Consider the following 22,166-nt stretch of genomic DNA (forward strand, 5'->3'; position numbering starts at 1 on the left):
TTATCCGAATTGCCGCTTTCCGGCAGCATGTGCGGGGGATGAGACGCCTCAAAATGCTCTGCCGTGGCTTTTCAAACACCGCATTCCGATTATGTCGCCGTTTGGGTCAGAATGGTTCGAGTGTTTCGCATCTTCGAGCCTAACACAAACCAGCGGCGTTGTCCAGCTGGGAGATATGTCAAAAGCCACGATCTTATGAAAGGCAAATTGTATATAATAAACATAATTCTATGCAAATTAGACGAATAACAAATTATTAACAAAATCTTTGCAGGAAATCTTTCAACTATATCAATGATATCTTTTGCAGAAATACGACAGGAAATACAAGGGGGTGCGTAAGGGTCGTCTCATAAAATAAAAGCACTCCCCACCCGATTGGGTGGAGAGTGCTTTTATGGAGCGGGCAACGAGGCTCGAACTCGCTACCTCCACCTTGGCAAGGTGGCGCTCTACCAGATGAGCTATGCCCGCGAAACAAGAGTTATTTTAACAAATAACCTCCTGCCTGTCAAGCCTTTTTTATGGGGTCTGCAAATATTCAGTCGGAGGTTCAGACTCGCCCGCCGGTTGTATCGTGTCCGTGGCAGCGGGAGACAGAGTGAATTCAATCAGACCCACGGCTCCCTCTGCCGGATAGTAAGAAATCGTCCACTCCGGTGTTTCCGTCAGACCTCTTTCCGTGCGCAGATCCGTTACCGTCTTCTCTACCGCGGCCCGGTCCTCCGCCCGCCAGTAGCCGACGCGGACCGTCAGCTCCGTCTTTCCGTCGTCCAGCGCCGACTCCAGCAGGCTTTGCAGCGCCGTGACGCTGGTGGCGTTGACAATGGCCGCAATTTGCTCCGCCGTGCGGCGATAGCCCAGTTGGACAGACAGCTCATAATACCCCCGCTGAGCGGTGCTGGAGGAGGTGATGTATTCCAGCGCGTAATTGCCAAGGGCTGTTTCCTGCTGAACCTCGGCGGCCGCCTTTTCCAGTCCGTCCGCCACGGTGACGCCGTCGTCATAGCTGTATAGCCGAATTACCGCCTGATCCGTGTGCTGGCCGATCAGCAGCATCAGATCGTTGACGATGTCCTGATAATTTTCCGCCCGCAGGATGCCGGTGGACTCACTCTCCCAGAACTTGCTGGAGTGGGCCTCCACCGTGCTGTACGCCCTGTCCAGAAGGGAGGCGCAGCCGGTGAGCAGGACGCAGCTTGCCAGCAGGAAAAACATCCGCCTTTTCATCCGCCCACGCCTCCTTTGATCCGGCAAAATACAGCCGGATGACGGTTTTTAATAACCCAGATCCTCGTCGATGAGGACGACTTCAGTCTCCATCCCGTTCATAGGCCGCCACAGCACCGCCAGTCCCCGGCAGATTCGACTGGGACTCTTGCAGTCGTAGCACTGGTCGCCCTTCACGGCGCAGGGAGTCTTTGTCTGAAGCCGATGTGCGTTTTTCGGTGCGGCGATGTTCCGAGCGCGCCACAGCGCCGCGTCGTAAGTATCGGCCAGCTTGTTGCGGCCTACCACCAGATACAGCTTTTCATGGCCGTACAACATGGAGGCCACCCGATTGCCGTTGCCGTCGATGTTGATGAGATCTCCCTCTTCCGACAGTCCGTTGACGGAGGACAGATATACCTGAGCCTTCTCCGCATCGCCGGTGGAAATGGGGGTTTCCTGCCAGTGCCAGTACACGCTGTTGTGAGCGGAGAGGCTGTCGTACAGGCCCATATCCCGCAAGGTTACGGAGCCGCCAAAGCCCACCGTCCTGCCGTCAATGGCGCTGTTGAGATACTCGGCTGCCTCTTCTTTTGTCTGAAAGAGCTGCACACTAAAACCGCGCGATTTCAAATTTTCCGCTGCTTTTTTCAAGTCCGCCATGTCATAAATCCTCCTTCTTATATTCCCCAAAACCCTCGCCCAGCACGTCGTGGGCGTTGCAAACAATTAAAAATGCGCGGGGGTCGGTCTCGTGGACGATGCGCTTTATTTCAACAATCTCACGCTGCTTGAACGCCACCAGCAGCACGTGCTTCTCGTCGCCGGTATAAGCTCCCGCGGCGCTGAGAATCGTGACGCCCCGGTCGCGGGCCAGAATGGCATCCGCCGTTTTACGCCAGCTGTCGGAAATAATGTAAGCTACCTTGGACTCGTCCAGACCGTAAAGCATCTTGTCAATGACCACTGTGGAGACGAACAGAGCAACCAGACCGTACAGCGCGGCTTTAACGCTGCCGAATACCACGGCCACCAGCGCCAATACCACAAAGTCCGGGATCAGCACCAGCTTCCCCATAGGGAGCCACGGGAACTTCAGCTTCAAAAGTCGGGCCACCACATCGGTTCCGCCGGTGGTGGAGCCCTGGGAAAAGACCAGCCCCACGCCGGCGCCCATCATGGCTCCGCCCACAAGGCAGGCCAGCATCGTGTCCATGCCCGGAAATTTATACAGCAGAGCGATGCCGTCGATCGCCAAAGAGCTGACCAACATGGAGAACAGAGAGGAAACCAGCAGATGACGGCCGATTAATTTCCACCCCAGCAGAAACAGCGGCACGTTCAGCACCGCTACCAGAATACCCACCGACGCCCAGGGCAGAAGCACGTTAATGACCTGTGCAAGGCCCGTCAGGCCGCCCATGCCGATCTGATTCGGCTCAAAAAACCAATCGAAGGCCAGCGCGAAAATCACAGACCCCAGAGTGATGATGCCGTAGCTCTTCAAAGTTTTTTTGATAATATAAATATCCCCTTTCCATCCGTTCTCTTCCTAAGAAAAAAGAAAGTTTAAAAATTAATCCAACAGGCCGATCTGCTTTTCCTCGGAGTCCTCCGCCCGCAGCAATGCTCCGGCGGCGGGCACCGCCCGGACGCGATAGCGGCTCTGGTTCACAATGGCGCTCTCCTCCAGAGGGACGGCCCGTTCCAGATGGTACCTGGGCTTCATGGTCATCACCGCCACGCCCTGCGTGGACCGGGTGGTTTTGGGAGAGAGCAGCGCGGTATGGAAGATCAGCGCCCGGGGCTCGCTGGTATAGACCGCCAACTCCTCCTCCGCGTCCAGACGGCGAATCAGGGCCAGAGGCGACTTGTCGGAGTAGGCTCCCGTCAGCTTCCGGCGGTTGGAGGTGGTCTGGTACGCCGTGAAATTCACCCGGGCCGCCTTGCCGTTTTCAAAGAAAAACAGCAGCGTACCGGAGTAATCCCCGGGAAGACACGCAAAGACCGGGTTCTCCTCCGGATCCATTCCCAGCTTTGTGGGCAGGTAATCGCCCAGAACGCTTGCCTTGGCGTCGTCAAAATCGCAAACGCGGCACTTGTAGACCTGACATTTGTCGGTAAAGAACATGATCTCCGCCGCGTTGCCTGTTTCAAAGGACTGACGCAGAGCGTCCCCGTCCTTAAACTTCTGTTCGCTGTTCATCCGCAGGGAGGCGGGGGTGATCTTTTTGAAGTACCCCTCCCGGGACAAAAACACGCTGACCGGGTAATCCTCCACGGCTTCCTCCTCGTCGAAGGTCTCCACCTCGTGGCTGTAGATCAGGGTGGTCCGGCGGGGCTGACCATACTTCCGGGCTACCTCGCCCAGCTCGTCGACGATGACCTTTTTTACCCGCTGGGGGCTTTCCAGCAGGTTTTCCAAATCCTCGATCTCGTCTTGCAGTGCGTCGGTCTCCTGGACCCGCTTGAGGATATACTCTTTGTTGATGTTGCGCAGCTTGATTTCGGCGACATACTCCGCCTGCGTCTGGTCAATGCCAAAGCCGATCATCAGGTTGGGAATGACCTCGGCTTCCTCCGCCGTTTCCCGGATGATCCGAATGGCCTTGTCGATGTCCAGAAGGATGCGCTTAAGACCTTTGAGCAGGTGCAGCTTGTCCTTTTTCTTTCCCAGAACGAAGTACACCCGGCGTTTTACGGATTCCCTCCGCCAGGCGCACCATTCCTCCAGCAGCTGCCGCACGCCCAAAACCTTGGGCATTCCGGCAATCAGCACGTTGAAGTTGCAGCTGCAAGTGTCCTGAAGGGTGGTCTGCTTATAGAGTTTTGCCATCAGCTTGTCCGGGTCCACGCCCCGCTTCAGGTCGATGGTCAGCTTCAGGCCGGAGCGGTCCGTTTCGTCCCGCATGTCGGATATCTCCTTGATTTTTCCGGCTTTAATCAGTTCCGCAACCTTGTCGAGAATCGCCTCAATGCTGGTGGAATACGGGATCTCGTAAATTTCGATCAGGTTTTCTTCCTTGACATAGCGCCACTTCGACCGGACCTTTACACCGCCGCGGCCGGTGCGGTAGATCTCCTCCAGCGCGGCCGGCTCGCAAATCAGCTCGCCGCCGGTGGGAAAATCGGGGGCCAAGAGGGTATCGGTCAACGTACAATCGGGGTTTTTGAGATAGGCGACGGTAGTGTCGCACACCTCCTTCAGATTAAACCCGCAGAATTGGGACGCCATGCCCACCGCAATGCCGCTGTTGGCGGACACCAGAATGTTGGGAAAGGTGGTGGGCAGGAGAGCGGGCTCCTTCATCGTGTTGTCGTAGTTATCGATGAAGTCCACCGTGTCGTTGTCGATGTCCTTAAAAATCTCCGCGCACACAGCGGTCAGCTTCGCCTCGGTATATCGGCTGGCGGCGTAGGCCATGTCCCGGGAATAGACCTTGCCGAAGTTGCCCTTGGAGTCCACAAAGGGAGTCAGCAGCGCGCCGTAACCCACGCTGAGCCGGACCATGGTCTCGTAAATGGCGGCGTCGCCGTGGGGATTGAGGCGCATGGTCTGACCCACGATGTTGGCGGACTTTGTCCGCGCGCCGGTCAAAAGCCCCATTTTGTACATGGTGTACAGGAGTTTTCGGTGGGAGGGCTTGAATCCGTCGATCTCCGGGATGGCACGGGAGACGATGACGCTCATGGCGTAGGGCATGTAATTGACTTCCAGGGTGTCGGTGATGGGCTGGGCCACCACGGCGGCATGAAGGCCCATGACATTGGGATTTAGATCCTTGTGGCCGGCCTCTTCCGGGTGCTTTTTCTTTGGCATTCGTATCAATCCTCATTTGCGGCGGTTACCGCCCGTTTTTTTATACAGTGCAGTTCGTCCCGCAAAACATATGGGGGTCAAACAGCTGGTAAAGTCTGTGTGGAATGGATCGCTGGCAGCGGAAAGGTGCGCAGAGGCCGCGAGAGCGACGGGGCGGCAGGTGCGGGCCATCGGTCAAAAGTCAGGAAATATCGGCCATTTCCAGGTATTTAAACCCGTTTTCGGCTATGTGGTCCTTCCGGCCCTGAAGATTGTCTCCCAGCAGCAGGTCAAAGACCCGGGCTGTCTCCGCAACGTCGGAGGGCTGGACCCGAATCAGGCGCCGGGTTTCCGGATTCATGGTGGTAAGCCACATCATCTCGGGCTCGTTTTCACCCAGTCCCTTGGACCGGTCCACCTTCATCTTCTTGCCGGAAAGGTCTCTGACGATGTCGTTTTTCTCCTTATCTGAGTAGGCAAACCACGTTTTTTCTCCACTGGCGATCTCAAAGAGCGGGGTTTCCGCAATATAGACGTAGCCTTCGCGGATCAAAGTGGGAGTGAGGCGGTACAGCATGGTCAAAATCAGCGTTCGGATCTGGAAGCCGTCCACATCGCCATCGGTACAGATGACAACCTTGTTCCACCGGAGGTTTCCCATGTCGAATTCCGCCAGGTCTTTCACGTGCTTGTCCTTTACCTCTACGCCGCAGCCCAGTACCTTCATCAGATCCGTAATGATCTCGCTTTTGAAGATGCGTGCATAGTCCGCCTTCAGGCAGTTCAAAATCTTACCGCGGACGGGCATGATGCCCTGATATTCCGCGTCCCGCCCCATCTTTACGCTGCCCAGAGCGGAGTCGCCCTCCACAATGTAGATCTCCCGGCGATTCACATCCCTTGACCGGCAGTCCACGAACTTTTCCACCCGATTGGCAATGTCGATGCTGCCGGAGAGCTTTTTCTTAATATTCAGCCGGGCCTTTTCCGCGCTCTCCCGGCTGCGCTTGTTGATGAGAACCTGCTCCGCGATTTTCTCCGCGTCGAAGGGGTTCTCAATAAAATAGACCTCCAGATTGCTCTTCAAAAAGTCCGTCATGGTCTCCTGCACGAACTTATTGGTAATGGCCTTTTTCGTCTGGTTTTCATAGCTGGTGGCTGTGGAAAAATTGTTGGAGACCAGAACCAGGCAGTCCTCAATGTCATTCCAGGTGATCTTGCTTTCGTTTTTCTGGTACTTTCCGTTTTGCTTGAGATACTGGTCGATGGCGGAGACGAAAGCGGATTTCGCGGCTTTTTCGGGGCTGCCGCCGTGCTCCAGCCAGCTGGAGTTGTGGTAGTGCTCGATCATGTTCACCCGGTTTGAAAAGCAGCAGGCCGCGCTGAGCTTCACCTTATACTCGGGCTTATCCGCCCGGTCCCGGCCTTTGCGCTCCGCCTCCCAAAAAACGGGGACGGTGAGGCTCCCCTCCCCCGCCAACTCCGTCACATAGTCCACGATGCCGTTTTGATAGACGAAGTCCTCCGTCTCAAAATGGCCGGGGACAGCTTCGTTGCGGAAACGGAACGTGACGCCCGCGTTCACCACTGCCTGACGCTTCATCACGTCGGTGAAATACTCCGCCGGGATGGCGGTGTCGGTGAACACGTCCAGATCCGGAAGCCACCGGATGACGGTGCCCGTTTTTTTGCCCCGGTCGGTGGGTTCGTCGTGGAGTCCGCCACTATTTTCGCCCTTTTCAAAATGGAGCGTGTACTTTTTCCCGTCCCGGCGAACCGTCACGTCCATGTACTGGGAGGCGTATTGGGTCGCGCAGGAGCCCAGGCCGTTCAGGCCCAGGGAGTATTCGTAATTATCGCCGCTGTTGTTGTCGTATTTTCCGCCGGCGTACAGCTCGCAAAACACCAGCTCCCAGTTCCAGCGCCCCTCCTTTTCGTTCCAGTCCAGTGGACAGCCCCGGCCCAGATCCTCAACCTCGATGGAGCGGTCTAAGTACCGGGTGACGGTGATGAGGGCGCCGTGGCCCTCCCGGGCCTCGTCGATGGCGTTGGAGAGAATTTCAAACACCGCGTGCTCGCAGCCCTCCAGCCCATCGGAACCGAAAATAACGCCGGGCCGCTTCCGCACCCGGTCCGCGCCTTTCAGAGAGGAAATGCTCTCGTTGCCATAGTCCTTTTTTGCTGCCATTACCCGTTCCCTTTCCGTTTTGTTTCTTCTAATGGAAATATCGTATCATACAGTTCCAAAAATTTCAAGGCCGAGCCAAATGCGGAAATTTCATCGCCCCGGTTATGACTTTTTTGTAAAAATGTTCTTGCTCAAAATTTTACATAATCAATTTGTCACCCCGCCAATCAACCTTCAATGCGGGGTTTTGCACATTTTCCACTGAGTTTTCCACTTTGTTATGTAAACGCAAAAAACTCTGAAAAATTCACAGCTGTTTTTCTGCCTTTGAAAGTGGAAACAGAGGCCACCGCAGCGTTTTGCGGCGGCCTCTGTTTCCCGGAATTCTGCTGAATCACAGGTGCTGCAACGGTTTACTTCAGCAGCATCAGCACCGTGCCGTAGATTGCCGAGGCCAGCGTGCCGAATACGATCACCGGCCCGGCCACTAAAAACATTTTCGCCGCCATGCCCGTGATATAGCCCTCGCTTTTAAAATCGATGGCAGGAGAAACCACGGCGTTGGCAAACCCGGTGATCGGAACCAGGGTTCCGGCGCCGCCGTATTTCGCCAGCTTGTTGTACAGGTTCAGCCCCGTGAACAGGGCGGAGAGAAATACCAGGCAGCATGAGGTGGCGGAGCCCGCGTCCTCCTGGTTGAGACCCGCGGCGGACCAGCCGTTCATAATGAGCTGACCGACTACGCAGATCAAGCCGCCGATGATAAAGGCAAGGACTGTGTTTTTGACGATGGGAGACTTTTTTGACTTCTGTTTGACAAGCTCTTTATATTCCTTTGGAGTAATATCCATAAAACCGCCTCCGACGTTATTTTCAGTAGCGTTTCCAACCGTGTAAAAATTATGCAGGCTGCCGGAAAAGCCCGAAGACTTTTCCGGCAGCCTGCATAAGGCCGCTGTTTTTCCCGAAACGCGCTATTTCCGAAGAAGGGGAAGCGTCAGGATAAATCGGGTGGAGACTTCGTCGGATTCGGCGCGCAGAGTCCCCTTGTGCTCTGCGGCAATGGTCTGGGCAATGGACAGGCCCAGGCCGAACCCCGCTTTCTCACCCCGGGAGGCGTCTGCCCGATAAAACCGTTCAAAAAGGTGCGCAAGCTGCTCTGGAGGAATGCTTGGGCCCTGATTGGAGACCTGAAGCTTTGCGTGGCGGTCTGCCTTCTGGACGGACAGCTCGATGGGTGCGTCCTTTGCGCCGTATTTGATGGCGTTGTCCAGAAGAACCGAGACTGCCTGCTTCAGCTTGTCCGGATCACCGCTGATGATCACGTCCGGGTCGATGGCCTCATAATTCAGCGTCTTCCCCGCCTCAAACGCCACCGGCTCGAAAAGCAGGGCGCAGTCTGTGGCTGCGTCAGACAGAGAGACGCCGGAAAAAACGGAGGTGCGGACCATGTTGTCCGCCCGGGCCAGCGTGAGCATCTCCTCCACCAGAGACTTCATCTGTCGGGCTTCCGATTGGATATTGTCCGCCCAACGGGCGGGGCGGGGATCCAGAGGAACGGATTCCATCAGCTCCGCATTGGAGAGGATGACCGTCAGAGGTGTTTTCAGCTCGTGGGACGCGTCGGACAAAAACTGGTGCTGTTGTTTCCAGGCGCGCTCCACCGGACGGGTGACCCACCAGGCCAGAAGGACTGAGACCCCCAGCAGCAATACCAGCGCCGCCGCGCCGATTTGCAAGGTGGAGCGTATCATCGTCTGCAGTGATGCAGTCTCCATGGAGATGTCCACAAAGGCGATGCGCTCAAAAAATCCGTTGTTTACCCGCAGATAACGGAGGTTATAGGCTGGAACGGTTCCCGTTTCAGTCCCTTGGTCCATGCAGCTTTGCAGAATATCGCGTAGGGTCTCCGTATTCTCCAGATCCGAGTAGGTGCCGCCGGTGACATACACCGTCTTGCCCCAAACCTCCACGGTAAAATAGGGAAGCTGGACCTGGTCTCCGCCGATCATAATTCCGGACTGTCCTTGATCTACCCGGGGATCGCTGGCAATGACGCGGCCCAGCAGTTCCTGTGTACTGTGCCGGATACCGTCCTTCGCGGCGGTGTACATGGAAAAAAACACGCCGCCCAGCACCCCCGTCACCAGCAGCATACAAACCGCCACCACCTGTAGCCGGAGTCTGCGGATCATGCCGGGTCCTCCCCCTGAACCAGGCTGTAGCCCGCCATGCGAAGGGTGGTGATCTTTGCCCTGGAGTGGAGATGCTCCAGTTTCCGGCGGAGAAAGGAGATGTAAACCTCCACGTTGTTGTCCTCCGCTTCGGACTCATAGCCCCAGACCTTCAGCAGCAGCTTTTCCTTGGTGAGGACCAGCCCCTGGTTCAGCATCAGCATTTCCAGCATATCGAACTCCTTCCGGCTCAGACGGACGGATCGCTCCGCGCAGGAGAGCGTAAAGGTGGACTGCTCCAGTATCAGATCGCCGCAGGTCAGCGTCTCGGTATTCCGCAGCTCCGGAGACCGGCGGGTCAGCGCCCGGACGCAGGCCAGCAGCTCCCTGGGCTCGAAGGGCTTCGTGAGGTAATAGTCCGCGCCGCAGTCAAGCCCCTGCACCTTGTCGGTGACCTCCGACCGGGCAGTGAGCATTAAGACGGGGGTGGCGTTTCCCTCCGCCCGCAGACGGCGAAGGACCTCAAACCCATTGATTTTTGGCAGCATCACGTCCAGCAGGATGACATCGTAAATGGAAGTGAGGGCATTGTCCAGACCGCTTTCGCCGTCATGACTCACGTCGGCGGTATAGCCATCCATTTCCAGCAGGTCCTGCAGCGTGGCGGCCAGGCGCGCTTCGTCCTCCACAATCAAAACTCGCACGGGGAAAACACCTCCCTGAAAAAAATTTAAAGGGAAAAATGAGGGGGAATTTCACCCCCTCATTGTACCAAATTCATTAAAAAATAGCAATCAGCCCGCAGAGGAAGCTGCGTTGCCGGAAGACGCCGCGGCGTGATCCAGTCCGTTGACGGACACCTTCATCAGCATGTCCAGTTTATCCGCTGCCATGCGGTAGACGGTGGTATCGTCGTTCATGCGGACGTATCGTCCTTTACCATCCATTACCCGGTCTCCAATGGTCAGCGTCAGCGTTCCGTCGGCATTGCTCTCGCCGGCGTATTTCACGGTAATCACGGCGTCTGGTTTGTCAAACCCGCACAGGGCGGCCGCGTCACTGGTGGGGCGGTAATCCACGCAGGCATCCAGACTAAGGCCCAGAATCTGTTTGACAATGCCCTGCACCTGCTTATCGTGCGTGACATCGGTTCCGCTGGAGCTCCATGTGGTTGCCGCAGGATTGCTGTTGGAAGAGGAGGCGCTGGAAGACGAACCGTTAGAAGAGCTATTCGCATCTGCGGGCGCTTTTTCGTGAGCGGCGGAGAGAACCGTCGTCACGGGGCCGGCCAGAGTGATGGAGTTCAGCTGGTCCTCCGTCAGAGCGGGAAAGTCCGGCAGGAGGCACATGTCGTAGATCCCCACGGCCATCTCCTTTTCAAGCTCGTCGGAGATGACGTAGACCGGGGTGTCGGACCCGTTCATCAGCATATAGTAGCTGTTGCCGTCGGTGGTGGCGTTGCCCAGCGCGATGGTGGTGGTCTGGCCGTTGTCGGAGGTGGCGGTCAGCGTCTGGGTGGGTGCTGACAGGCCGTAGGCGTCCAAAGTATCCCCATCGGTAATGGTCTGCTGGGGCTTCAGCGCGGAGAGGGTGTTGACCATTTTCGTGAGATAGTCCTGATTCAGATGAAAGTCCGGGTCGTTGGTCCAGAACCACTTTCCCTCGTCGTTCAGGGAGAAGGACAGCGTGGTGTTGCCGTTGCAATAGGACAGCTCCTTATAAGCCGCTGCGGCGTTGGTGATGACACCGGACTTCGCCGCCGCTGCGGCGGCGTCCTCTTGCTTTTGCTGGGCCCGGTTTTTGGCGGCCCGCACACCCAGAAGCACCGCCGCCAGCAGTACCACGGCGATCAGCAGGACCAAAAGCGTCCGTTTTTGTTTTGCGTTCATGGGGGAACCTTCCTCCTCTTTAGAGTTTGCGCCGCCGCGTCCAGCGGACAAAGCCGAAAATCAGCAAAGCGGCGGGAATCACGAAGATAAACAGCAAGCCCCACAGTCCTCCGGTGGTAACCGTGTTGTTTTCCTCTGCCAGAGACACCGGATCCACGCTGATGGGGGATACGTCCTTAAACCCCGCAGCAATGGAGGCAACGAACAGAGCGCTGTTGTCCACATTGGCAAAGCTGGAGGTGACGGAGTCACCGCACAGAGAGTCACAGCCCAGCACCGTCAGGCGGGCGGTGATGTTATCGTCGACGGACTCCGTGGCCACCGCACCCACCACATAGCTGCCGGGGGTCTGGCTGTTGTCCGCTTTGACGGCGACGCCCTTGTCAGAGGTGGAGAGGAAGGGCTTGACGGTAATGGTGTTCCGCACGGGGTTGGTGACCGTCATGCCCCGGGAGCCGTACAGCATGATTGTAGCGTCACTGTTGAGGCCTGAGGCAGCGTCCACGGAGGTGTCCAGCGTCGGGAAGAACAAAAATGGTGTATTTTGATAGTACCGCTGCGTGTCTGTCACAAGGCCCGGGACCACATTAAGTCCGTAATCCGAGCAGAGTGCGTCAAGGTTGGGGAGGTCCTGTATCTGGGAGGCCATGCAGTAGATCATCTGCCCGCCCTTTGCCAGATACTCCCGCAGCATGGTCAGCTCATCCTTCGCCAGGTCCCGGGTGGGGGCGTCGACAATCAGCAGATCGCAGTCGTCGGGGATGGCGCCTTTCGTCAGCAGATTCACGGTATTCACCGTCATATGGAGTTTCTTCAGCGCGTCGGTGACGTTCTGAGACAAAGAACCCTCTTCATGGCCGGAGGTAAGGTAGGCCGTGTGGCGGACGGAGGTCAAAACCCCGTCGATGGCGGAGGTGAGCTTGCCCTCGGCGTCAAAGTTCGTTTCCTTTGTCTGCTGATACATATAATACGCCATCTCGTCGATGCCGATGATGTCGCTAATGTTCACGATCTCCTGCCGCCCGGTGGCCTTGCAGGTGACCACGATGGTGTTGGCGTCCGCGCCGTACTGTGACAGAACGGAAGGGTACACCGTGGGGTTCACATATTCAAGGCTCAGATGGTCGGACAGGGATACGTACTTGTCCAGAAACCGCACAATGCGGGGGTCCACGCTGGACTTGTCCGCCAGCACATGGATGGCCACGTCCTCGGTGATGCCGTTCAGGTAATTCACAGATACGTCCGTAATATTATAAATCTTTGTGTCCGTCAGGTCAATCTGCGCTTTTGAAGTCGGGATCTGGGCGACCAGCAGGTTGAAAACAATCACTGCAACCACCGCCAGAGTGACAACTCCCGTGGAAAACGCCATTTTCCCGCGGCTTTGGCGGGTGGAACCGGCGGTCTGGGCCGTTTGTTTCTTTTTGAAAATCGACATATGACTCTCTCCCTCTCAGTTCCAGCGCCGCTTCTGGAGGACCTGAACGGTCAGAAACACCAGAAGGGCGATCAGAGATAGGTACAGCAGCAGCCCCGGGATGTCGAAGACATGGTCGGTGGCAAAGCTGTTAAACGCGTCCAGCAGGGAGAAACTCCCCAGCGCTTTGGGCAGAAGGTCGGCAAACGTGCTGGATTTTTTGATATAAAAACCGAGAATCACAGCGGTTCCCAAAACCAGAGTGCCGCCGGCCAGCTTCCAGCTGCCGGACAGGGCGTTCAGCAGCAGACAGACAAAGACCAGGACTACAAAAATTCCTGCCAGAGACCCAATGGCGGAGGTGGGCAGCAAGCCCACCAGCCCGTCCCACAGATACAGCGCCAGCAGAAGGCAGAAGGTTCCCACGGCGGCGATGACCTGACTTTCCGTCAGGGCGGAGACCAGCATTCCAAGGGCGATCTCCACCGCTGCCAGCAGGAAATAGACCAGCAAAGAGGCATAGTCCGCCTTAAAGTGGGCGGTGCCGTTCATGCGGATGATGAGCGGACACAGGCACGCCAGCAGCACCGGTGCCGCCAGAACTGTCAGCATGGCGAAGTATTTCCCCAGCACCACACCCGTGAGCGTGGCGGGAGAGGTCAGCAGAAGCTGATCGGTTTTGGAGTGGCGCTCCTCCGCCAGGGACCGCATGGTCAGCACCGGCACCAGCGCCATGAATACGATCAGTGTACCGCTGAGGGTATAGGAAAAATAGGTGTAGCCGTTGATCAGGTTATTGGCGGTGAAATAAATCCCGATGAACACGGTGAGCGCCGCCACGAAAATCCATCCGGTCATGGAGTTGAAATACGCGCGCAGTTCCCGCTTATATATGGCTTTCATTCTACGGTGTCCTCCTTTTCCGGGGCAATGTCCGGGGCCTGTTCATCGGTGGGCCCCGCCGGAACGGGGTCCGGGAGCGAGGTCTCCTCCGCCGCTTTTTCAGAGGGAACGTTTTTTTCGCCGTCTGCGGCGGGAGTTTCTTCTCCGGAGGTCAGCAGCGCGGCGGCGCGGGCGGCCACCCCGTCGTCCTCGTCGGTGAGGTCCAGGAACACATCTTCCAAAGACGCCATCCGTGACCGCAGCTCAAGAAGCGGGCAGCGGGCCTGGGCGAAGGCATAAAACAGCGCCTCGCGCCGATCGCCGTCGGTGCCCACCTTTATACGTACTGTATCCGGTGTCACATCGGTGAGCGTGTGGCTGGTGATGCCCTCCACAGTTTCGAGGATGGACTCCGCCGCCTCCCGGGAGCCCTTTGCCAAAAGCTCCAGCCGATCGTTGGCGGAGAGCTTTCCCTCCAGTGCGTCCGGCGTGTCGCAGGTCACGAATTTCCCCTTGCGGATAATCAGAACCTTATCGCATACAGCCTGAATTTCCGAGAGAATGTGGGAGCTGAGAATTACGGTGTGTTCCTTGGCAAGACTGTGGATCAACTCGCGGATCTCAACCACCTGCCGGGGATCGAGACCCACGGTGGGCTCATCCAGAATGATGACCTTTGGAAAACCAAGAATTGCCTGGGCCAGACCCACCCGCTGGCGAAAGCCCTTTGAGAGGTTGCGGATCAGCCGGCGGGTCTGATCCTCCAGATGGGTCATGGATACGGCCTGCCCAATTTGATTTTCCTGTTCCGCCTTTGGAATCTGCTTCAACTCTGCGCAGAACTGTAAATACTCCAATACCGTCATGTCCGGATACAGCGGCGGCTGCTCCGGGAGATAGCCGATGCACCGCCGGGCGGCCTCCGGCTCTTCGCAGACGTCGTGTCCGTCGATGAGGACCGTGCCCTCCGTGGCGGCGAGATATCCCGTCATGATATTCATAGTGGTGGACTTGCCGGCGCCATTGGGACCCAAGAATCCGAAAATCTGTCCGTCCTCCACCGTAAAGCTCAGATGATCCACAGCACTGTGGTTCCCGTAGCGCTTTACAAGGTTTTGCACTTCGACCAAAGAAAACCCTCCTTTTTTCCCGCGCGGCGCGCGGGTGGGCCCAGCGGCCCTTTTCAACAATAAAATAGTATAAATAGCATTTCTTAATCAAAACTGAAAGCTCAGGAAGCAGTTTAGCACGTTTTGCCAACGTGTGTCCACTGGGAGCAAGAAAAACAAGAAATATTGTAAATTTCTAGATTCTTGAATTTTTCAAGGAAATTTTAATCTTTCTTTATTATACTAAAATCAATCTCAGAAACGCGGGGTCGCCGCCCTTGGCGTCTGAGATGCTTTTTCTCTTTTCTCTCTCAAAGACAGAGGGCCGCCGATTTTCGGCGGCCCTCTGTCTTTGCCTGCCAAGAGTCCTTTACCGGCGGAAGGGTGTCCGGAAGAGGCGGAGGATGGATGATGGAACGGAGACTCCCTGACTTTTCTGCAACTTTCATCAACTTTTTAAAAGAAATGAACTGCTTTAACAGGTTTTTGACTTGAAGTCTTTTCACCGCTCCTATATAATTGAAAAACATCTGAACGGAAGATGAAAAGAACAAGGAAATACGGAGGAAACTACAGTGCGAGGCATTCACAGCGCCGTTGACGATATCCGACGAAACGTGTTTACCGAGGTGGCAAGGCTTGCCTATGAAGGCGGGGACTATTCCCGCATTGATTTGATCCCCTATAAAATTGTCCCTGGAGAGGAATCCCAATACCGCAGCAATGTTTTTCTGGCCCGGGCCATCGTTCAGGAACGGCTCCGGCTGGCCTGCGGTCTGCCGCTGCAGCCCGTGAACGTGCGCGCCCCCGCCAGTGCGGGAATTGAAGAGGCCGCGGCGGCGAACGACAAGTTTTTCGAAGAGCCGCTGGTCAACGTCATTACGTTTGCCTGCAACGCCTGTCCCCCGAAACAGGTGCGGGTGACCGACAGCTGCCAGGGCTGCATGTCCCATCCCTGCCAGGTGGTCTGCCCCAAGGACGCCATCTATTTGGACGCGCAGAAGCACTCTCACATCGACCAGTCGAAGTGCATCAAGTGCGGCAAGTGCGTGAACCAGTGCCCCTACCACGCCATCACCAAGATCGAGCGGCCCTGCGCCGCGGCCTGCGGGATGGACGCCATCGAATCCGATGAAAAGGGCCGGGCCAAAATCAACTATGACAAGTGCGTTTCATGCGGCATGTGCCTTGTGAACTGCCCCTTTGCGGCCATTGCGGACAAGAGCCAGATCTTCCAGATCATCCACGCCATGAAGCGTCACGACGAAGTGATCGCCTGCGTGGCCCCGGCGTTCGTCAGTCAGTTCGGCAAGGATGTCTCCCCGGCAAAGTTAAAGGCTGCCATGCGCCTTTGCGGCTTTGCCGATGTGGTGGAGGTGGCTATCGGCGCAGACCTTTGCACCATCGAAGAGGCCGAGGATTTTTTGGAGAACGTGCCGAAGAACCAGCCTTTTATGGGGACCTCCTGCTGCCCGGCGTGGAGCGTGATGGCGAAGAAGCTGTTCCCGGAATTCAAGGACTATATCTCCATGGCCCTCACACCTATGGTCATCACCGCCCGGCTGGTGAAAAAGCGGCATCCCGACGCCCGCATTTGCTTCATCGGCCCCTGCGCCGCGAAAAAGCTGGAGGCCAACCGCAAGGCCATCCGTTCCGACGTGGACTATGTGTTGACCTTTGAGGAATTACAGGGTATGTTTGACGCCAAAAATATTGACTTCTCCCAGCTTCCCGAGGACCCTGCCGACGATTTTACCGTGGCTACCGGAGCGGGTCGGGGCTTCGCTGTGGGCGGAGGTGTGGCCGCCGCGGTGGTGGAGGCCGTGAAGCACATCGACCCGGATCGGGAGGTACTCATCGACTATGGCGACGGCCTGCGGGAGTGCCGCAAAATGCTGATGCTGGCAAAGGCCGGAAAGCGGGACGGATACCTGCTGGAGGGCATGGCCTGCCCTGGCGGCTGCGTCGCCGGCGCGGGAACCATCACCCCGGTGAAGGACGCGAGTGTCGCTGTCCAACAGTATCGGGATGCCGCTTCTGCACAAAGCGCCATGGACAGCCCCCTGAAGGAGCGGCTGAAAGAGGCACAGGAATAAGGCACGAAACAGACCGCCGGAAAGTTTATAAACTTTCCGGCGGTCTGCAACTTTTCTCGCGCTGAAACGTCTTTATAATGAAGCTTGTCCGCTCCGATTTCCAAAGATTGCATTTGGGAAAGAACCGGGGCGGGATTTACTTTCACGTCAGAAAGTGGTATTCTGAACGAGTTATGAAAACCGGAAAGACTATGGAGGCACGAACGATAAAATGAAAAACTACCTGCGTCGTATTTTCTCCTGCGCCCTGGCACTGTCCATTCTCTGCGCACTGACCGTCCCTGCCGCTGCGTCCGCCGCACTGGGCGACGATTTGACGCAGCGGGACACTCTTGTACATCAGAATACACAGTTATCCACCAATGTGTTCTGGAGCAATTCCTATAACGACCTGCGGACGGAAAATCTCGTTACCTACACACCGAATTCCGCCGTGACGCCCATTGTCACCTACGGCGGCGTTCTCACCGCCTGCAACACCATCTCCGCCACGGCCGCGGCTCTTGAGAGTCAGGGTTACCGCGTGGTGGCCGGGATGAACGGCGATTTTTACAATGTAAACAACGGCCTTCCCATCGGTATGGTCGTGGCGAACGGCGAACTGAAAAGCACCGATGGCGGCTATTGGGCCATCGGCTTCCGGGCGGACGGCACCGCCGTGATGGGAAAGCCGGTGATGAAGGTTAACGCCGATCTTGGCTACGAGCTGATGGACGATTCCGGCTACCCCACCGAGGTGGTGCGTCAGCTGACCAGCGTCAACAAAGCCCGGGTCTCCACCGGTGGAATCTATCTCTATACATATGACTTCAACAGCAAGCACACCACCGGCACAACGGAGCCCGGCGTGGACGTGGTGTGCACCATTGAGAGCGGTACCCTTGCCATGAACGGAAGCCCGCTGGTGCTGAAGGTAGACAGCGTCCTCACCGACGCCGCGGGCACCGCCATCCCGCAGGGAAAGGTGGTTCTGTCCGCCAACAACCAGGCAGAAGCCTATCACGTGAACGCCCTGAAAAACATCCCCGCGGGGGCCACGGTGACCATCACCGCCGCGCCCTCCTCCGCCGATTGGCAGGATGTACAGTACGCCGTGGGTTCGCTGTACGCTCTGGTACAAAACGGCGCGGTGGTCTCCGGCCTCTCCTCTGAGGTGAATCCCCGCACCGCCGTGGGCCAGAAGGCAGACGGTACATTGGTATTTTACACCATTGACGGCCGGAATGCCGGACACTCCATTGGCGCGTCCTTGCCGCAGGTGGCTCAGCGGCTGATGGAGCTGGGCTGTACCACTGCCTTGTGTCTGGACGGCGGTGGGTCCACCACCTTCACCGTCACGCAGCCGGATTCCACTGCCGCCAAGACCATCAACCGGCCTTCCGGCGGAAGTGAGCGGGCTGTCAGCAATCAGATTTTTCTGGTGGCCTCCAACCAGTCCAGCGGGGCTCTGGGCCACTTCTACGTCTCCGCCGACAACAGCTGTGTTTTGGCGGGCAGCAAGGTGAATATTACCGCCTCCGCCGTGGATACCAACTATATTCCCATGAGCGGCAGGAGCTATTCTCTCAGCACCAGCGCCGGAGCAATCGAAAGCGGCGTCCTCACCACTCCGTCCAGCGGCGGCGACGTCACGGTCACCGCTTCCGGCGGCGGACAGTCCGGCTCTACGGTGGTGCACGCCGTTACCACGCCGGACTCCATCTCCGTGAAAAACGGCTCCACCGCCATCACGACGCTGACCGTGGCCCCCGGCGGCACGGTGACACTCACCGCCTCCGCGATCTATAAGCATCTGGCGCTGAAGGCGGATCAGGAGGCATTTACCTGGACCGTCGGCGGCAATATCGGCACGGTGGACAAGACCGGGAAATTCACCGCCGGCTCCCCCGGTACCGGCACTTTGACGGTTTCTGCCGGCGGAAAGACCGCCACGGTCCAGATTTCCGTCTCCAACATTGCTCTGGCCACTGTGGAGGACTTTGAAGCCGGCGTTCCCGGGCTGGCCTCTTACAGCTACGGCGCGACCATCGCCCGGGTCACTGACGCAAATCTGGTGAAGTACGGAAAAGCCGCCGCCGCGGTAAACTATACCATCGGCGCGGATGGAAACGCCTCGCTGCTGTTTGCAGCGCCCTACTCCATCGGCAGTGCCTACACGCAGGTGAGCTTCTGGATGTATGGCGATAACTCCGGCAGCGCCCTGACCATGGTGACCTCAGATGGGACCAACACGGTGGAGACCGCCGTAGGCAATGTGGATTTCTCCGGCTGGAAGCAGATTACTGTGACCCTGCCAACCGGTACCGCATCTCTCGCCGGGTTCAAACTGACGCAGGCGCTCAACGCGGACGGAACGGCCACCTCCGCCTCCGGCATACTGTATCTGGATCAGATTGTGGCGTCCTACAACAACGTGGTGGACACCGCGCCGCCGGCGGTCACCGCCTCCGTCTCCGGAACGACCCTCACCGCCACCATCACCGACGCGGCGGATAAGGTCCCCGCCCAAAGCGGCGTATCCGTCACCATGGACGGCAAGGCCGTGGCGTTCACCTACGATGCGACGAAGGGTACGCTCACCGCCGCCCTGCCCATCAGCGACACCAATGCCCACCGGGTCACGGTGACCGCAAAAGACGCCTCCGGCAACATCGGCCGGGCCTCCTGCGATATTGCCGCCACCGGCGGTGCGTCCCAGTTCAGCGATACCGCGGGCTACTGGGCCGGCACCTATGTGGATTGGCTGAAGACCACCGGCATCACCACCGGCTTTGAGGACGGCACCTTCCGTCCCAACCAATCCATCACCCGCCAGCAATTTGCCGTGATGCTCTACCGCTATCTGGGGTTGGACGGAACGAAGTACGCCTCCGTAACGCTCCCCTTCGCCGACAACGGAGAGATCGGAGAATATGCCCAGACCGCCATTAAAACGCTCTATTCCATGGGCATTCTCAACGGCTCCGAGGAAAACGGAAAAATCTACTTCCACTCCGCCGCCAGTCTGACCCGCGCCCAGGCGGCGACGATGATCGGCCGGACCCAGCAGAGGGGCTATGCAACGGCGGCGCTGAGCTTCACCGATGCGGCCGGCATTCCCGCCTACGCTTCCTATTATATCCAGACCATGGTGGCTCAAAAGGTCATCAGCGGCTATGAAGACGGTGCGTTCCGCCCCAACCAGTCCATCACCAGAGGACAGATGGCGAAAATCCTTTACAACCTGCTGTAAGAGCAGCGTTCATAAGAATACCCCCTGATGTAGTTCTATGTTCCTACATCAGGGGGCTTCTTATCTATTTTCCGCATCTGTCAGACCTGTTCAAAGGCCTTTCCTTCCGCAGGCTTTTCTCTTTCGGGCAAACGGGCCGTCACAGCCTCGCCATTTACTTCTTGCCGTGAATGGACTTCATGCGCTTCTCGTGGTCCAAAATCCGCTTGCGCATCCGCAGACTCTTCGGGGTGACCTCCAGCAACTCGTCGTCAGCCAAAAACTCCAGGCACTGCTCCAGACTCATCTGCCTGGGAGGCACCAGACGCAGCGCCTCGTCGGAGCCGGAGGCGCGGGTGTTGGTCAGCTGCTTTTTCTTGCAGATGTTTACATTTATATCCTCGCTGCGGGGGCTGACGCCGATGATCATTCCGCCGTATACCGGTATGCCCGCGCCAATAAACAGAGTGCCCCGCTCCTGCGCGTTGTAAAGGCCGTAGGTAATGGACTCGCCGGTCTCAAAGGAGATCATGGAGCCGGTGCCACGGCGCTGGATATCGCCCTTATAGGGGGCATAGGAATCGAAGACGGAGGCCATGATGCCCTCGCCCTTGGTGTCCGTGAGAAAATCATTCCGATAGCCAAAAAGGCCGCGGGCCGGAATCAAAAATTCGATTCTCATGCGGGCTCCAACAGGGGTCATCTCAAGCATATCCGCCTTCCGCTGGCCCAGCTTTTCAATGACCGCACCCACGCTGTCGCCGGGCACATCCACCACAAGGCGCTCAACAGGCTCGTACGTCTTTCCGTCGATCTCCTGATACAGTACGCGCGGAGGAGACACCTGAAACTCATAGCCCTCCCGGCGCATGGTCTCGATCAGAATGCTGAGGGACATCTCGCCCCGTCCCGCCACGTTGAAAGACTCGGATGTATCCGAACCGGTGACCTTCAAGGACACGTCCTTCAGCATCTCCCGGAACAGACGGTCTCGGAGCTGACGGGAGGTAACAAACTTCCCCTCGCGTCCGGCATAGGGCGAATCGTTGACGGAGAAGGTCATCTCCATGGTGGGGGCGGAAATCTTCACAAAGGGCAGTGCCTCCACGACGGTGGGGTCGCAGATGGTATCACCGATGGTGACGTCCGGAATGCCGCTCATGGCAATGATATTGCCGGCGGTGGACTCGGCGACGGGCTTGCGGCTGAGGCCCTCGAACTCATAGATGGCGGTGGCCTTGGCCCTGCGGAGTACGGATTCCGGATCGTGGTAGTTGCACACCGCGATCTCCTGATTCTGCTTCAAAACACCCCGTTCAATGCGGCCGATGGCAATCCGGCCCACAAAATCGTTGTAGTCGATGGAGGAAACCAGCATCTGGAAGGGCTGGTCGGTGTCCGCCTTCGGTGCGGGAATATATTGGAGAATGGTCTCGAACAGAGGAACCAAATCGGTCCCCAAATTCTCCGGCGTATAGGAGCAGATGCCCTGCCGCGCGGAGCAGAACAGCATGGGGCTATCCAGCTGCTCCGGGGTGGCGTCCAGGTCCATCAGCAGCTCCAGCACCTCATCCACCACCTCGTGGATACGCTGGTCGGGGCGGTCGATCTTGTTCACCACCACGATGACTCTGTGGCCCAGCTCCAGCGCCTTACTCAGCACAAAGCGGGTCTGAGGCATGGGGCCCTCGGCGGCGTCCACCAGCAGAATGACGCCGTTGACCATCTTCAAAATACGCTCCACTTCGCCGCCAAAATCCGCGTGGCCCGGAGTGTCCACCACGTTGATCTTGACGTCCTGATAGCGGATGGCGGTGTTTTTCGCCAGAATCGTGATGCCGCGCTCCCGCTCCAGATCGCCGGAGTCCATGACTCGCTCCACGACCTCCTGATTCTCGCGGTACACGCCGCCCTGTTTGAGCATCTCGTCCACCAGGGTCGTCTTGCCGTGGTCAACGTGGGCAATAATGGCGACATTTCTCAGCTTTTCATTCTGCATATCTGTATCTTCTCCTCCTGTATGGCGGGATCCCGATGGCTCCCGCGCCACGCACCGCGACCAGCGACACGCATGTATTTTCCGTTATTTTGCACAGCCTTTTATTATAAGACAAGTTCCCTTGTTTTGCAAGTAAAAATTCCGAAAAAGCAAAAAATTGCAAAAAACCAGGCACTTTTTAACGGCAAGACATCGGAACCCGGCGTCTGGCATCAGAAGTAATACCTTTTTCACAAAAACCGGCTGCAAA

At 57.4% G+C, this 22,166-nt stretch carries 15 protein-coding genes and 1 tRNA gene; 2 read left to right on the forward strand and 14 right to left on the reverse strand.

What is annotated here, in order from left to right; genetic code table 11:
* Nucleotides 1–398: 398 nt before the first annotated feature.
* From ABWQ15_RS13035 to ABWQ15_RS13095, 13 genes are all read right to left on the reverse strand, one after another.
* A tRNA-Gly gene (locus tag ABWQ15_RS13035) sits at nucleotides 399–474 on the reverse strand.
* 48 nt (nucleotides 475–522) lie between these two features.
* Nucleotides 523–1,230 carry a hypothetical protein gene (locus ABWQ15_RS13040; RefSeq protein ID WP_353909209.1) on the reverse strand — a complete coding sequence of 236 codons (708 nt, stop codon included), beginning with the start codon at nucleotides 1,228–1,230 and terminating at the stop codon, nucleotides 523–525.
* 48 nt (nucleotides 1,231–1,278) lie between these two features.
* A complete protein-coding gene (locus tag ABWQ15_RS13045) occupies nucleotides 1,279–1,872 on the reverse strand; it encodes a lactate utilization protein (protein WP_353909210.1) in 594 nt (197 codons plus the stop codon).
* 1 nt (nucleotide 1,873) lies between these two features.
* The gene (locus tag ABWQ15_RS13050) at nucleotides 1,874–2,716 is read right to left on the reverse strand and encodes a YitT family protein (protein ID WP_353909211.1); all 843 of its coding nucleotides are present in this window, start codon (nucleotides 2,714–2,716) and stop codon (nucleotides 1,874–1,876) included.
* A 69-nt stretch (nucleotides 2,717–2,785) separates the two neighbouring features.
* A complete protein-coding gene (locus ABWQ15_RS13055) occupies nucleotides 2,786–5,029 on the reverse strand; it encodes a DNA gyrase subunit A (protein ID WP_353909212.1) in 2,244 nt (747 codons plus the stop codon).
* 181 nt (nucleotides 5,030–5,210) lie between these two features.
* Nucleotides 5,211–7,196: a DNA gyrase/topoisomerase IV subunit B gene (locus tag ABWQ15_RS13060; protein WP_353909213.1), complete on the reverse strand. Its 1,986-nt coding sequence runs from the start codon at nucleotides 7,194–7,196 to the stop codon at nucleotides 5,211–5,213.
* Between the two features lie 353 nt (nucleotides 7,197–7,549).
* Nucleotides 7,550–7,987: a stage V sporulation protein AC gene (gene spoVAC / locus ABWQ15_RS13065; RefSeq protein WP_353909214.1), complete on the reverse strand. Its 438-nt coding sequence runs from the start codon at nucleotides 7,985–7,987 to the stop codon at nucleotides 7,550–7,552.
* Nucleotides 7,988–8,110: 123 nt separating this feature from the next.
* Nucleotides 8,111–9,331 carry a sensor histidine kinase gene (locus ABWQ15_RS13070; RefSeq protein ID WP_353909215.1) on the reverse strand — a complete coding sequence of 407 codons (1,221 nt, stop codon included), beginning with the start codon at nucleotides 9,329–9,331 and terminating at the stop codon, nucleotides 8,111–8,113.
* Nucleotides 9,328–10,014 carry a response regulator transcription factor gene (locus ABWQ15_RS13075; protein WP_353909216.1) on the reverse strand — a complete coding sequence of 229 codons (687 nt, stop codon included), beginning with the start codon at nucleotides 10,012–10,014 and terminating at the stop codon, nucleotides 9,328–9,330. Before ABWQ15_RS13075 ends, ABWQ15_RS13070 begins: the two co-directional genes overlap by 4 nt.
* Before the next feature lie 90 nt (nucleotides 10,015–10,104).
* Nucleotides 10,105–11,199 (reverse strand): DUF4340 domain-containing protein, encoded by a 1,095-nt coding sequence (locus ABWQ15_RS13080; protein ID WP_353909217.1) that lies wholly within the window; start codon nucleotides 11,197–11,199, stop codon nucleotides 10,105–10,107.
* A gap of 19 nt (nucleotides 11,200–11,218) precedes the next feature.
* Nucleotides 11,219–12,640 (reverse strand): Gldg family protein, encoded by a 1,422-nt coding sequence (locus ABWQ15_RS13085; RefSeq protein ID WP_353909218.1) that lies wholly within the window; start codon nucleotides 12,638–12,640, stop codon nucleotides 11,219–11,221.
* A gap of 15 nt (nucleotides 12,641–12,655) precedes the next feature.
* Nucleotides 12,656–13,522, reverse strand: a complete 867-nt coding sequence (locus ABWQ15_RS13090; RefSeq protein ID WP_353909219.1) for an ABC transporter permease — start codon at nucleotides 13,520–13,522, stop codon at nucleotides 12,656–12,658.
* Nucleotides 13,519–14,631, reverse strand: a complete 1,113-nt coding sequence (locus ABWQ15_RS13095) for an ABC transporter ATP-binding protein (protein ID WP_502919127.1) — start codon at nucleotides 14,629–14,631, stop codon at nucleotides 13,519–13,521. The genes ABWQ15_RS13090 and ABWQ15_RS13095 overlap by 4 nt, the downstream gene beginning before the upstream one ends.
* A 554-nt stretch (nucleotides 14,632–15,185) precedes the next feature.
* Between ABWQ15_RS13095 and ABWQ15_RS13100 the strand changes: the two genes are divergently transcribed.
* Both ABWQ15_RS13100 and ABWQ15_RS13105 read left to right on the forward strand, forming a co-directional pair.
* On the forward strand, nucleotides 15,186–16,706 hold the full coding sequence (locus ABWQ15_RS13100; RefSeq protein WP_353909220.1) for a 4Fe-4S dicluster domain-containing protein: 1,521 nt from the start codon (nucleotides 15,186–15,188) through the stop codon (nucleotides 16,704–16,706).
* A 211-nt stretch (nucleotides 16,707–16,917) separates the two neighbouring features.
* Nucleotides 16,918–19,938, forward strand: a complete 3,021-nt coding sequence (locus tag ABWQ15_RS13105) for a phosphodiester glycosidase family protein (RefSeq protein WP_353909221.1) — start codon at nucleotides 16,918–16,920, stop codon at nucleotides 19,936–19,938.
* A 154-nt stretch (nucleotides 19,939–20,092) separates the two neighbouring features.
* Here the strand turns inward: ABWQ15_RS13105 and typA are convergent, their stop codons facing one another.
* On the reverse strand, nucleotides 20,093–21,916 hold the full coding sequence (typA, locus tag ABWQ15_RS13110) for a translational GTPase TypA (protein ID WP_353909222.1): 1,824 nt from the start codon (nucleotides 21,914–21,916) through the stop codon (nucleotides 20,093–20,095).
* Nucleotides 21,917–22,166: the final 250 nt, after the last annotated feature.

Source organism: Oscillibacter sp., from assembly GCF_040505565.1.
Taxonomy (GTDB): Bacteria; Bacillota; Clostridia; order Oscillospirales; family Oscillospiraceae; genus Oscillibacter.

Bases quoted from the DNA above. Each gene is read 5' to 3' on its own strand.
- ABWQ15_RS13040 (WP_353909209.1), bottom strand. From the start codon at position 1,230: ATGAAAAGGCGGATGTTTTTCCTGCTGGCAAGCTGCGTCCTGCTCACC.
- ABWQ15_RS13045 (WP_353909210.1), bottom strand. From the start codon at position 1,872: ATGGCGGACTTGAAAAAAGCAGCGGAAAATTTGAAATCGCGCGGTTTT.
- ABWQ15_RS13055 (WP_353909212.1), bottom strand. From the start codon at position 5,029: ATGCCAAAGAAAAAGCACCCGGAAGAGGCCGGCCACAAGGATCTAAAT.
- ABWQ15_RS13060 (WP_353909213.1), bottom strand. From the start codon at position 7,196: ATGGCAGCAAAAAAGGACTATGGCAACGAGAGCATTTCCTCTCTGAAA.
- spoVAC (WP_353909214.1), bottom strand. From the start codon at position 7,987: ATGGATATTACTCCAAAGGAATATAAAGAGCTTGTCAAACAGAAGTCA.
- ABWQ15_RS13070 (WP_353909215.1), bottom strand. From the start codon at position 9,331: ATGATCCGCAGACTCCGGCTACAGGTGGTGGCGGTTTGTATGCTGCTG.
- ABWQ15_RS13080 (WP_353909217.1), bottom strand. From the start codon at position 11,199: ATGAACGCAAAACAAAAACGGACGCTTTTGGTCCTGCTGATCGCCGTG.
- ABWQ15_RS13085 (WP_353909218.1), bottom strand. From the start codon at position 12,640: ATGTCGATTTTCAAAAAGAAACAAACGGCCCAGACCGCCGGTTCCACC.
- ABWQ15_RS13090 (WP_353909219.1), bottom strand. From the start codon at position 13,522: ATGAAAGCCATATATAAGCGGGAACTGCGCGCGTATTTCAACTCCATG.
- ABWQ15_RS13105 (WP_353909221.1), top strand. From the start codon at position 16,918: ATGAAAAACTACCTGCGTCGTATTTTCTCCTGCGCCCTGGCACTGTCC.
- typA (WP_353909222.1), bottom strand. From the start codon at position 21,916: ATGCAGAATGAAAAGCTGAGAAATGTCGCCATTATTGCCCACGTTGAC.